Below are 13,942 nucleotides of genomic sequence, written 5' to 3' on the forward strand. Positions count from 1 at the left end.
TATGATTCCTATTACTAAATCCATTAGACCATTTATAGGTGCTGCAGACTTTGATTCTTCGCGAAGGTTTTACTCTTCAATTGGTTTTAAGGAAACAGTCATCTCATATAACATGTCACTATTCACAATGCATGACTTTGGGTTCTACTTGCAAGATGCTTATGTAAAAGACTGGATAAACAACGCGATGGTGTTTCTAGAAGTGCTACATCTAGATGAATACCTCACACACCTTGAGTCTCTTGATTTGACCTCGTTATTTAAAGGCGTTAAGATTTCAAAAATCGTAGAGAATGATTGGGGAAGAGAGTTTTTCTTACACGACCCATCAGGAGTCTTGTGGCACATTGGGTCGTTTACAAATAACCCGTCTTAATTTACAATATACTCTACAGAATCATACACCAAAGCCGACCAACCATAGTCGGCTTTTTGTTTGTTGTATTTTAAGCCAATTAGCTGTGCACCTTGATATCCTTTAGTTTTATCTATTTCAATATGATTTGCATCTTCCTCTGAAATTACCATACATAACTTCCCGCAGAATGCATTACCATAAGCAGCAACTACAAGGTAATGTTGCCCAAAGATTTCTTCGCGCATTTCATAATAATAATCGACTTCTGGGCTTTCCTTTATCAAGCGATAGAGCTCTGCTTGATATTCCTTACTATTATATGAGTTTGCAGCAAGTATGTGATTCCGTTGCGTGCTTTGACAGTTCTCTTCTTGACAAGAACATAAGAAACACAGCACTATCATCCCCAAAATGGTGATTCTAGATAACATATCGTTTTAGTGATTGATGAAGTAGTTTCTTGTCTAGAGTTATAACGACTTCATAACCGCAAATATTACACAATCACTTAACAACGCTAGCTAGATTTTAATAATCATAATACCAATTAAACAAATCTGTTCTAAAACCTATATTGAGCCATAGCGTGCTGGTATCAAATGTATTTGGAGCATCTTGGATATCTGCCGTTACATTGCGATAGATAGGGTTTGCATATACTTTTAAGTTGGTCGCAGGATTTATCAAATATCCTAGCTCGAGATCTGCATAGAGGCTATTAACCTTATTCCCTTGAAAGAATGCAATCCCATCATCTGAAGGTCTATTTTCATCATTGCCATAAATACTTCCTCCATAGTACACTTCATTGATATCTCCTATCTCAACACCACGAGCTCCCACAATAAGTTTTGCAGTTCCATACCATCGCTCTCTTTCGTAACGAGCAATCCCTATTAACTCTTTAAAGTTTGCACCCCATTGGTGTGCTAGCGACTGGTTTGCGTGTCCATAATTAAGTTGGATCTCATTATTAGAATACACATATGGACGCACTTGGTTGTACTCACCTTGCAATATTAAATTCTTAACCCCAAAGGCATCATAATACTTTGCTCCTATCTGGAAGCTCTGTTTGTTTTTATAGCTTTGATTTCCGCCTATCACATCACTAGCCGAAAACTCATCTATAACGACTTGACCATAAACATTTACTCGATCATTCACTTTATACTTTCCGGTTAGTCCTATAAGCGCATTACCACCGCGAGAACCTGTAGAAAACTCAATAGCACGATAAAAAATCACAGGATTTAAGAAGTTAAAATCAAATCCTCTTCCATTTTCATCTTCCCATATTACAGATTCAAAAAGACCCACGTTAAGTTTCTTACTTAAGTTCCAACTTAGATAATGGTTACTCATGAACTTTGTTCTAAAAGCACCATCTGCTGTGGTTTCTGGTCTTATATCTCGCAATGATGTCCAAGTATTAGTATACTTAAATTTCCAAAAGGTAGTATTGAGTTTTAAATACGGAAAGTAACTCGTATTATCACTAAGCAATAACGATCTATAACCATCTCCTATAAACTGCTTACCGTGACCTAGCTGGATATTAAAATACTTACTAGGGGTGTATGAAATATAACCTTCGGCTACTGGATAATCTAAGTCTCCATTTGTTCCTTCTTTTGCAATCCCACGGCCAGGCACCACTGCAGGGTTACCACCATCTGGTCTTAATGATCTAGCAAAAGCATCAAAGTATCTAGGAAAGCGTCCTTGACTCTCATATACAGCAGCAAAAAAGTTGAGCTTCTTTCCTAATCCACCTTGGATATAAACCGCCCGTGTATTATTGTAAGTGAAACTATCAGATTTCAACTCATCAGTTTCATATCCCAGTTGCAAATCGGCTGCTGGGTCTAGGGTGATCCAGTAATCCTCTCCTTGTATTTGCACCATGTGCTCGTTAGACCATTTTCTCCCAAACCACGTTTTCTTCTCTTTCTTGAGTGCGTCTGTCTTTTCTTGAAAATTATAATATGGATTTACAGTTTGATACAGGTAAGGCTTACTTGCCGTATGCGCATTTGTCCCCACAAGGTTTAACTCTTGATCAAACCTACTATAAACTTGATGCGAGAAAGGAATATTAAGCTGACTGGTATACTCATTTGCTGGATTGAATTTTTGATTTTGAATACGGTCATATTCATCCTGCATTGGGTTTTTAAGCGGTGTTTCTTTTTTTGCTTTCGCGAAAGCGTCACCTTTAATATCACCACTATTCATCTCACCTATTTTATTACGTGACAGTGGCAATAGCACAGGCATTGTAAATTGCATATAGGTAGGCTCACCGTTATATGTAGCCGGATCAATTACAGGTAGTTTATCAAAAACATCTTTCGCCGAAGTCTTAAGCGATGCAAAGACGGCATCTGTGTACAGTAGCTTAAAAGCACCCTCACGAGTAACTTCAAATAAAATGACCATCTTTCCATCGTAATTCTCTTCATTAACCTCTGCCGGGACTTCAAGATTATCGATTATAAAAGAAATAAAAGTTTCATTAAAACAAGCCGCAACTTCGCTCACTGGCAAGTCGGCACATTCTGGAAAAACGGGATACTTTTCATAATCACTAGTGGTTACCTGAGCGGTAAGACTACAAGTAGCGAAAACGAACAAAAGAAATACATATTTATGCATGGATGTAGGCGTAATAATTGCGCACGAAAGATAGGGTTTTATACACAAAAAATCCCGTTGCGAGAGGCAACGGGATTATAGTAAAAATGTTCTTATAATTTAATCTTCTATTTGAAATGAGATTGGTAATGAAAAAAGAACCGCAACATTCTCACCTGCTTGTTTTCCAGCAGTCATGTCCGGTAGCAACTTTGTAACTCGCAAAGCCTCTTCTTCTAGTTTTGGATGAGGAGCTTTGGCATTTACATCCACTACTTTTCCAGAAGCATCAATTTTAAATGTTACAAAGATTCTATTTACTCCAGAGAGCCCTAAACCTTCACCTCTTTCTGCTCTAAACTTCTTAGATACAAACTTAGAAATCTTGGCACTCATGCAATCCTTGCGTTCATCATTTGAGCTTAAACCTTCACAACCCGGATACAGAGGAGCTGTCTCCACTAGAGAGAAGATTTTGGCAATTGGCTCATCGTCTACAGTATCATCATAAATAGGAGTACGTGGATCTACTATAGGATCATCTGTGGCACCTGTTGGCTTGAGATCATCTTCAAGGAATTTGGAATCATCTTCCTTTGTCTGGACGTTCTCAAGAATCTTAGGCTCCTCTACTTTTGGGAGTTGCACTTTTTTTACAACTTCCTTTTTAGGTTGCTCTACCTTCACTTGGTCAAGAGTAAAGATTTGATCTACGTTTTCCCGCTCTACTGCTATCGCAAGTTTCTTTTCTGGAGTACGCATTTCGATAAAAAAGATGGACGCTAGAAGTGCTAAGATTAACCCAATTTGAAAATGAAGCGTGGGATTTCTTCGTAAATTTGCCTCGTGCTTGCGGCTTGATTTGTACACGCTGTTTTGGCGAACAGCAGTGCTTTCTTTGGAATTTTCCATAAGATATAGTTTTAAAAATGTTGAACAATTCTTAAAACGAATCAATAAGCAAGCCAAAATTGAGGTCACCTTAGGGCGACCTCTTTTTTTTTGATATAAGACACAAAAAAACCATCTCATTGCTGAGATGGTTTTTTGATATTTAAAAAGTCTTTACGACTTAGTCTTCTACTTTAAATGTAATAGGTAGTGAGTATAGAACCCCTACTGGCTTACCACGTTGCTTACCTGGTGTCATTTTAGGCAATAACTTGATTACACGCTCTGCTTCTGATGCAAGACGTGGGTGTGGTGCACGAGATCTAATGTTTACAATTCTTCCAGTTTTATCAATTTTAAAACTAACAAAGATTCTGTTTACTCCAGAAAGACCTAGATCTGAACCTAACTCTGTGTTGAACTTCTTGTTTACAAGCTTGCTCACCTTTTCAGACATACAGTTCTTACGATCGTTATTGTTAGTCATAGACTCACAACCAGGAAAAATAGGCGCATTTTCAATAACTGCAAACGGTACATCTGCAATCTCCTCTTCTTCTTCTACAACCTCTACTTCCTCTACCTCTACGATTTCCTCTTCGGCATCTGTTTCTGTAGATTCTATAATTGTTTCTTCTATTTCTTCTTCATCCTCTACTACCTCAATGATTTCCGGCGCTGGTGGCGGTGGTGGCGGTGGTGGTGGTGGTGGAGTATTCAACTCCGTGATTGGAATTTCTTCGTCGTCTAGATCATCAAGATCAAGCTGACCAATATCAATAGCCACATCATCATAAGTCTTCCACTCGATGGTGATGTACGTTAATGCAAGCACTGCAATGAGTCCTAGCTGAAAAAACAGCATGCTTCTCTTGCGAAGGTCTGCTTTGGGATTTTTCTTGGGTTCCATAATTAAAGTATTAGTAGAGAGCTAAAATAGCAAAATAAATCTCAGTTGTGAAACTAAAATTACGATTTTAACCCTTTAAATTTCTTAAAAAATAGTAGAAATGTGAAACTTCCGAGTATTACACCTATACTATTTGCAAGTACATCCCACACATCAGGCGTTCTGTATGTAGTTGCACTGCCTTGTAATAACTCAATCACTATGCCATATACCACTAATGCTAAAGCAATTGCTATATAAAAAATTGGCTTTGCCCATTTCTGACTTGCCGAGGTTTTCACGATATGAAAATAACTCAGCCACAGTATAGCTAAACCAAAATAAGCTCCTAAATGTAGGAGCTTATCTATATTTGAAATATTAGTATCTAGTTTTACAGGCTTAACAAGCGATCCTATGCTTAATGCGCAGGTATATGCTATTGCTGTAAAACCAATAAGCTTATCCACCTATAAGTTCTTTGTAAGCATCTGCACTTAAAAGCTCTTCAACTTGTGAAGCATCAGAAAATTTGATTTTAATCATCCATCCTGCTCCATAAGCATCGCTGTTTACGATTTCTGGCTCATCTTCTAGACCTTCATTAAAAGCTACAATCTCACCAGAAAGTGGTAAGAAAAGATCAGAAACGGTCTTTACGGCCTCTACAGTACCAAAAACCTCATCTCTATCAAGTGTTTCATCAAGAGTCTCTACTTCTACGTAAACGATATCTCCTAGTTCTCCTTGTGCAAAATCTGTAATTCCCACTACGGCTACGTCACCTTCTATGCGTACCCACTCGTGATCTTTTGTGTATTTTAACTCTGCTGGTATATTCATCTTAGTCTGTATTAGTTTGATTTAATTCCGCTTTCGCGAAAATATTCTTTTTAATAGATTAATGCTTACTATTTTCAAGTTTTCGCGAAAGCGAACTCATATAATTAATTTCCAAAATTATACCTCAATGTAAATCCAGACCTAATAGTCGTTTGCGGAAATGCTGTTGATATTGCAAATGTCGAAAAAGTATGGTCATAAAAGAAGAGCGCAGTAAGATTTTTACTCAACGCATAATCTGTTGTAAACCTAAGTCCATAAATATCTTGTCCAGCAGTGGTCTGGCTGTTGTCTATGTCTAGATATCTGATGATAGTTTCGTTTTGTCTAAGAGAGAAATCTGCCTTAAAGTTGAGGTCACTTTTAAGAACCCTACGCGAACCACCAAAGTTTGTAACAAACCTAAGGTCCTTAATACGATATCCTAATCCTAATATATACTCATTACCCTTAATCTCGGTTAAGAGGTTGTTATCAAAGCTTAACCCTAATGCTCTATCTCTTTTAATTTCGGCAAGAATCTTTACAGAATTTTTCATTTCAAAATCCAAACGAACTAGCGGTGTGAACTGTTCTGTAAGTGTCACATTACTTAATAGCGTTTGATTTAAAAAGTTACCCGCTTGATCACGTTGTGCAGTCGCAGGATCACTATCTGTATTCCTGTTATAAGCAAGGTTAGTCAAGTAATTATTTACAGAATATCCGGCAGTATAACCGTGCTGCACTGAGAATCTCTTGAACTTATCTTTAAACCATTTTATGTTCATTAAACCGGTATACTTTATATTCCAGTTAGGTAATGGGATACTTCTAAGAAAACCGGTGTCTGTTTTATTTACATCCTTACCGCTATATGCAGCTAGGAAAGCAGGTAATAACACCTTTTGATTAGTACGCCCGAAACCTTCTGGATATCCATCTGCATCTACCTCAAAGGTATTTGTACCGTAAAACTCTGTTGCCAGTCTATTTGCAACTGCCAGCCTGTTTTCTCTAAACGTATTAAATGTACTACTAGACTCAGATGTGCTCTGTGCAAAGGCAGTACCTATTAATACCGTAGATATATTAAAGCGACCAAAACTATTACCTGTTAATGATTGATATGCTAAACTCTGCTGGTTAACTCGGTAATTTTCTTGATAGTTTTCTTGAAAAACACGATTTAAATTAAGGTCTATATCTAGATCTTTAAGAAGTCCTATTCTAGCTTGAATTGCAAGGTCTCTACTTTCTATCTCGCGATACTGCTGGTTAAAATCTTGAAACAATGTTAACCATCCATTACTCGCGGCAAGCTCTCTTACTTCTGCCTGACTTCCAAAAATAAACCCTGGCGTAGGTCTTAAACTTCCCGCAAAACCAACTGACGGCAAATACCCTGGTAAATAGATACCATTACTCTCCTCATAGGTGAGCTGCACACGTTTTATCGCAGTAAGTAATCCTACTCCTGTATTAAGCGCCTTGTCTGATGTACTTAGACCACTTGCGGTTCCATCACTTGAAGCGTCCTCTTTTAATTTATCAATCTTGCTATTACGATCATCTTCTGGTGATGGCAATCCTCTAGGTCTAGTGCTAGTAGCACGCTGTTTTTTTTTCTTTGTTAAGCCTACATATTTATAAAGCTTCTCCATGTCAAAGGTTCCATTAATAGCGTGCGTATTTGTATTCTCCACACTATTTCCTATTTCTGGAATATTATCTAAGACCTGAAATTGTTGTGAACCTCTCTGCCATCTGTAATTTGCAGTATATGCATAGGTAGCAGCAATCCACTCTGTAAAAGGAATCTTATCGAACGGTAAATCATAGTTGAGCTGTAATACTCCAAAGTGAGTATCTGGCGTACCTACATCAAAGAATCCATTATAAATACCATATCCATCAACCTCTTGACCGGCATCATCTAGAAAAGCTGGCGTACCGTCATTATCAAGATAATTTCTTACAATACGGTTGTGGTTTACATTATAATTAAGACGCAGACTTTTAGTAATAGGAAAATCTACCGAATAACCCCAATCAAACAAATAGTTACGTTGAAATAAACGCGGTACCGCAATATCATCTTCGTTTGCAAATACATCTCTAAACTTTTGCTGATTATACTGGCGCACAACATTAGATTGCACAGCAATATTAGACGGCAAGTAATTGAAATTTAAATCTTTTAAAAACTTATAGTACTTCCCTGTAAATAGAGAATCATTTTTAGCAAATGGTTCTACAGGTTTAGAGTTAAAACTATAGTTATAAGTACCTCCTAATCTCACGTTTTGATCGCGAGATTCTTCTATCTCAAAATCCTTATGATCTGTCTGGTTATAAGAATATGAAAAAGTAAGATTTTCAATATCGTAAGGCATAGGCTTGCGCTCTGTATCCGTGCGCTCTTTTCTTACTCCTATAGCACTAAAACTTTGGCGTTTTGTATAATCTACAGAGTAGTCTTCTATGTTGTCTCTCTCTTCTTGACTAGCTGCATTATCTAGTGAGGTATCTAACTCAACATCCTCATAAAGTGGATTGAATTTAGGTGTAATGCTTTGCTCACCTATTGCGTAGTTGAGCGGCAACTGTAATCCCCACTTCTTTGGCAGTAATTGACCTGCATTAAGATTTGTAACGATATCATATTGCGTTACATCTTCTAGACTGCGCTCACCAGCATTTTGCTCTATACTTCCAAAACCTACAGTACTTAAACGTCCCGTTGCAGATACATTTGCAAAGTCTGCAATATTTCCATCTACACTTAGTACTCCAGCATATCCGCCATCATTAGTAAGGTCTGATAAGCGTAGCTCATTGAACCAAACCTCTCCATCTATTTCTCCAGGAGAACAACCCATGGCTTGGTTACTCGTAGGGTTTCCATTTTTTACACCCAGCATTAATGTTCTTACGTCACCAAAACTAGGAAGACCTTGAATACCTATGCGCAATTGACCTTCTTCATAACACATAGACTCTGGATTGAGAATACGATCACCGTTTTGATCAAAATACGTGATATCATCTGGATCTGACTCTACATCTCCAGCAATAACTTTTGACTTAATAATCTGTAGTAATTCTAATGGAAGATCGAGCTCATTTGCCGCTGGCCAGATAGCATCTCTATCTTGGTTAGACACATTAAATGCAGTAGGCTGTAGTGGTAATTCTATCTGATAAAAATTTGAATTAAGGTCGGTTCCCATTCTTATGAAACCTACTAGATTCTGATTATCAAGACCATTCTCAACAATAGGCTCTGCGTGCATAAACATCTTAAGATTTTTATACTGTCGCATATCGAGATTATAATATTTATAAACTCCTCTTGCGTCTTGCTCTTCAAGATTTTGAACTCTTAATGAAAGAGACTGCTCGTTTTGCCTGATATTATTATTGTTGTTATTAAGTCTCTCACGCTCTACCCCTGGAGGTAATGCATAAGGAACTGGCTGTCTCGTTTCGTTAGCCTCTATATTAACAGCAGCTACTTCAAACTGTGTGTTATCGGCATCATTGATTTGTGTGTTCTCATTAGGATCTAACGTTAGTAAGTACCTTCTAAAATCACCACGTACTAAATCTAATGTTCCAAAACGAAGTACAACATCTTCTTGCCATCCGCTCATGTACATACGCATAAAACGTATAGACCTAAAGTCATTAATCCCTCCAACTACATTTGTTGCTTGATTAATTGGCACTCTAAACTGTACCCACCTTGTAGGGAGCTGATTTCCATTTTGAGTAGTGACAGTAAGCTCTCTTACATCGGTCACAAATGGATTGTTTTCTACACTTAAAGATGCTGGATTAATAGGTAATTCATATTCAAAATATGCATCTACCGTATTCATTGTATTATCACGGTTTACATCTTCAACATCTGGAAAAGTAGTTGAACCACGATTAGTCTGTGTTACCTCTACAGGAGAGTTACCCTGATTGTTATTGTAATCTCTATATCTTTCTACTACACCACCTTCAGTGTTTAAGAAATAATTGTAGTTATCACCTGCTGGATCTGGAAGTCCTGCAAAGTTTGGAAACTCCATTGCTTCCTCTACATCGCTTAATCCATCATAACCTACATCTTGATTAGTGCGCTGCTGGCCTTCTGTATCAAAAGCATAGACTAAAGATTGATTAGTAGGCACTTTACCCCATACCGTTTCTGAAGTTGACTCATCTCCTCCCTCATTAGGAAGTCCATTTTCATATTGCTTTCTTCCATCCTTAAGAATATCTTCAGAGATACTACCTAAGTTGAGTGTAAGATTTCCTCCCGCGTTTGTTGTATCACCATCTCCAAAAAACGGATCCAGCAACCAGAATTCTACAAACTCCACATTTGCTTGTTCAAAGTCTGTCGAGGTTAACTGCCTTGTAATTCCTCCAAAATTTTGCTGAGGATTAGAAAGCATTCCATCTGCTGCATCTGGACTAAAGTTATAAGGCCCGCGCTCTCCTGGGAAATAAGCTAAATCTAGCGTAAAAAGCGCTTGTGTTTGACCTGCAATAATATCTTGTTGAGGGAAAATCTCATCCCTAAAAACACGTCTAGTTTCAGCGAGAGACAAGTCGTCATCTGAAATACCACTAGGACGCTGATTGTTATAGAAGATAGGATCTATAGAATACCAGGCAAACTTTGCCCTTCTATATCCCGTAGAGAGATCGCCGTTTGCTAGTTCTCCACCAAAACCTACTGGTGCAGATGACAAACTCCACTGTAAAGCTCCGCCAATATCTATAGAGGTTTGTGAACCTTCAAAATCGTCTACATAAGAGGTTGCCTCTCCATTAAAGTCCGTTCCTTTAGGTTGCCCAGGAATTAAATAAGCTACCTCACCGCGCACCGAAAGATTAGATACTACATCTGTATCAATATTTGGAAGTTTGTTTACCCACCTTGTTAAGAAAGGGAGTTCTGTAGAATAACTTGCATTTAGACCTACGATGGTGTTATTAATAGGCTCAAAACTATAGGTTGCTTTTTGCGTAAGCGGTCGCTCATTAAGATTTAAGAATGTACCTCCTACTATAAAATTCTCATTAAACTGGTGTTCTACATTAATTCCTGTAAAACGTTTATTCTGTTGCCCAAAAATTGCATTATTCTCTACAGACGCAGAAATAGGAATACCAGAAGCTTCGAGAGATTTATCTAAAATAATAACACGCCCTAATTGATAATTTACCGTATAATCTAACCCTTCTACCAGCCTTCTTCCTCCTGCCGTAACTGTCACAGATCCCTGTGGTACATTAAATGCTCCTAATGGAATACCCTGCTCTTGAGCAGATTTATAACGCCCTTTTAATAGGAATTTGTTCTTCTCAGCATTATCTCTAGCTATTGTTTTTGTAGACTGATATAATGAAGAATAAACGTACTTGTCTTGATGCGGGTTGTAAGTTTCTGTATTCTCATAGGTTTCTGCACCATCATTTACGCTTAGTAAATCAAACAATGTCTCTCCAAATGGCTCTACAGTTGTAAATACAATACTTCCATTTTGCACATGCACTGTTGTGCCTGGTACAAAATCAAAGAAACCATCCCCTCCTACTTGCGGATCTCCAAAGGTGGTTAGTCGGTCAAGATTAAATAATCGTAATAAGGTATTACTCTCAAGATCTCCACGATCTTGACCTTCATCCATGGTGTTATCGTTATTAGTACCATCAAACAAGGTAGGTAAAGGGGCTCCACCTACAGGAGTTATGAAGTTAATAGGAGAAGGATCTGAGTATACAATGTTTAATCTAAATCCTTCTTGCTCTAATTGAAAAGCACCTAGCGGATAGATGTTTTTCATCATTAAGTCCCATATAGGCTCTTGTACATTTGTGAGGTTACTTTTAAGCATTTTAACCACAAGATTCACCGGGCTTCCAGCTTGTCCAGCAGGAATTACAGTATCTAAAATACCATCACCATTTACATCTTGACCGTTTAAGATGCCATCACCATTCACATCTGCATCTGCACTATCTGCAATGTTATCGCCATCTTGATCTGGACGACCTTGTCCAAAATCTGCATCAATAATATCTGGTCTTCCATCTCCATCTGCATCTGGGCGACTACCCTCGGTAGCATTAATACCGTCATTTGCAAATTCTCCTACTTGATACACTTGACCTCCTACTGTATATTGAAAGGCCACCCCAAGCACCTCATCATTATTTAATCGCTGACTAAGAGATATATAACCTAGTGCTGGATATAATGTAAACTGGGAGCTTTGTAATTGTCTAGCATTTTCAAGTAATACGTAGTCAGTTCCGTCCTGCACTGTGACGTTGCCAAAACCTTGACTAGCCGTCGCCACGTCTCTTATTGCAGGTGTAAGAACAGACTGCACAGACTGATCATTTATACCACGCGGGTTGAAGTCGTTATTGCGGTTATCTGGAAATGCATTTACAGCGTTATTGATAAAACCTGGATTTGCTCCAGCATCGATGCCTATGTTTGCAGGATTAGATTCTCCTATATCTTGTATCGCAATTATATTTCGTGCGTTTGTAGTTTGGTTTTGTCTGTTTGTAATCCAAACTTCTACCCTAGTTACCTGGACTCCTCTGTTGTCTATAAATGGGTAATTTTTGAGAGCATCATTATAAGCATCTCTAAAGTAATGTGCTAAGAAGAAGTGACGGTTTTCATCATAATCTAATGCAGGTACTTCAAAGTCTTGCACAGTCGAACCACCCTCAGCAGTTACAGTTCTAGGTTGCGACTGGTTTTCAGAAAACACAGCCGTTACTCGCGTCTTTCCAAACTGCAACTCAGTTTTCACACCAAACAAACTCTGTGAACCTTGAATAAGTGCACTATTTAATGGCATTGAGATGTTACCTACCTCAATTTTTTGGATTATATCATCCTCGGTAGGAGTGTATTCTAGCTTAATTTGATTTTGGAAATTAAAGGTAGACTCCGTATCGTAATTTGCTGTTATCTGTAAACGCTCACCTACTTGACCTAGCAAGCTCAAGCTTATACGTTGATCAAAATCAAAGGTAAAATTACTACGGTTACGCGGTGAAAATGCCGGGTTATCTTGTTTTGTAAATAACAGCCCAAGATCCATCTCTACAGATCCCTGAGGTGTAAACTCTATCTTATCTCCACCAAAAATACTTTTAAACAGATCATTCTCAACATATAGTGATTTTACTAAGCTATTACGTGTATCGTCCTCATCAGACCTACCATCTACTGCACTAACTTTCTCTCTAAAATACTGACGCATCTGCTCGTCACGCACTCTTTTTTGATACTCTGCTGGGGTTAAAATGAGAGGATATGTGATATTAAAACTCCCTAGCTCCTCAGTATATATATACCTGTCCAGTATAGCATCATATGTGTATTTTGAGACTATACTATTAGGATTAGGCAACACAAGACTACCTAATGAGAAGGTTGTAGCTGTAGAGTCTTGAGATGCTGCATTCTCCTCTTCTTCCTGCGCCATTGCCACGGAGTTTCCTAGAAAGAAAAATCCAACTACAAACAATATCGCTATACGTACATTTAAATAATAGTGTTGCTTCAAAATATGCCTACAGTTTTTTTAATGCCTCCTTGATAATCGTTTCTACGCTTGCGTCTGGCTTTTCTTTTACAATAGCCGTACAGACTTTTTCTGCTTGCTTACGCGCAAAACCTAATGTCTCTAAAGCAGATAACGCCTCTTCTTTGCTAGTATTGCTTTGCACAGCATTTTCGCTACTCATATCGTACACCTTCAGGATCTTATCCTTTAGGTCGAGTATTACTCGCTGGGCTGTTTTTGCTCCTATTCCCTTAATACTTTGTATGGTTGCTACATCATTTGATGCAATAGCTTGTTTAATCTGATTAGGATCTAGCGAGGACAACATTGTTCTTGCCGTACTTGCCCCTATCCCAGAAACAGACAGTAGTAATCTAAAAATCTCACGTTCCATCACCTCCATAAACCCAAAAAGTGTATGGCTATCTTCTTTAACTTGTAGATGGGTGTGTAACTTTAAAGCCTCGCTATCTCCTAGCTGCCCAAAAGTGTGCAATGAGATATTAATAAAATACCCTACTCCATTGCAGTCTAGTACTACGTGAGTTGGATTTTTTTCTATAAGTCTTCCGCTTAAGTGAGTGATCATTTAACAAATAATTAAGGAGCGTAAATGTAAGAAAATTATGTCTAGGAGATTGCCAATTTTAATGGTTACGCTTTCGCGAAAATGAAACCACTCAAAACCATGTGATTTCATTAAAAACTAATGAATAATCCTTCCTCTTTTCATCAATAAAACCACTC

Annotated in this window: 9 protein-coding genes; 1 reads left to right on the plus strand and 8 read right to left on the minus strand. The window is 38.0% G+C overall.

Annotated elements, in window-relative coordinates; all coding sequences use genetic code 11:
- Nucleotide 1: 1 nt before the first annotated feature.
- Nucleotides 2-376 (plus strand): glyoxalase, encoded by a 375-nt coding sequence (locus DCS32_RS04045; protein ID WP_108877103.1) that lies wholly within the window; start codon nucleotides 2-4, stop codon nucleotides 374-376.
- Here the strand turns inward: DCS32_RS04045 and DCS32_RS04050 are convergent.
- The 8 genes from DCS32_RS04050 to ruvA form a co-directional block, all read right to left on the minus strand.
- Entirely contained in the window at nucleotides 373-789 is a 417-nt protein-coding gene (locus DCS32_RS04050) for a hypothetical protein (RefSeq protein ID WP_162533590.1), read from the minus strand. The genes DCS32_RS04045 and DCS32_RS04050 overlap by 4 nt on opposite strands.
- A 97-nt stretch (nucleotides 790-886) precedes the next feature.
- Nucleotides 887-3,016 (minus strand): gliding motility protein RemB, encoded by a 2,130-nt coding sequence (locus tag DCS32_RS04055; RefSeq protein ID WP_108877105.1) that lies wholly within the window; start codon nucleotides 3,014-3,016, stop codon nucleotides 887-889.
- A gap of 99 nt (nucleotides 3,017-3,115) precedes the next feature.
- Nucleotides 3,116-3,907, minus strand: coding sequence for an energy transducer TonB (locus tag DCS32_RS04060; protein WP_162533591.1), 792 nt, complete (start codon nucleotides 3,905-3,907; stop codon nucleotides 3,116-3,118).
- 160 nt (nucleotides 3,908-4,067) lie between these two features.
- Nucleotides 4,068-4,796 (minus strand): energy transducer TonB, encoded by a 729-nt coding sequence (locus DCS32_RS04065; RefSeq protein ID WP_108877107.1) that lies wholly within the window; start codon nucleotides 4,794-4,796, stop codon nucleotides 4,068-4,070.
- Nucleotides 4,797-4,855: 59 nt separating this feature from the next.
- On the minus strand, nucleotides 4,856-5,245 hold the full coding sequence (locus DCS32_RS04070) for a VanZ family protein (protein WP_108877108.1): 390 nt from the start codon (nucleotides 5,243-5,245) through the stop codon (nucleotides 4,856-4,858).
- Entirely contained in the window at nucleotides 5,238-5,618 is a 381-nt protein-coding gene (gcvH, locus tag DCS32_RS04075) for a glycine cleavage system protein GcvH (RefSeq protein ID WP_108877109.1), read from the minus strand. The genes DCS32_RS04070 and gcvH overlap by 8 nt, the downstream gene beginning before the upstream one ends.
- A gap of 104 nt (nucleotides 5,619-5,722) precedes the next feature.
- Nucleotides 5,723-13,195, minus strand: coding sequence for a cell surface protein SprA (gene sprA / locus DCS32_RS04080; protein WP_108877110.1), 7,473 nt, complete (start codon nucleotides 13,193-13,195; stop codon nucleotides 5,723-5,725).
- A 7-nt stretch (nucleotides 13,196-13,202) separates the two neighbouring features.
- Nucleotides 13,203-13,784 (minus strand): Holliday junction branch migration protein RuvA, encoded by a 582-nt coding sequence (gene ruvA, locus DCS32_RS04085; RefSeq protein WP_108877111.1) that lies wholly within the window; start codon nucleotides 13,782-13,784, stop codon nucleotides 13,203-13,205.
- Between the last annotated feature and the right edge of the window lie 158 nt (nucleotides 13,785-13,942).

The sequence above is a fragment of the Dokdonia sp. Dokd-P16 genome, from assembly GCF_003095655.1.
In the GTDB taxonomy this organism is placed as follows: Bacteria; Bacteroidota; Bacteroidia; order Flavobacteriales; family Flavobacteriaceae; genus Dokdonia.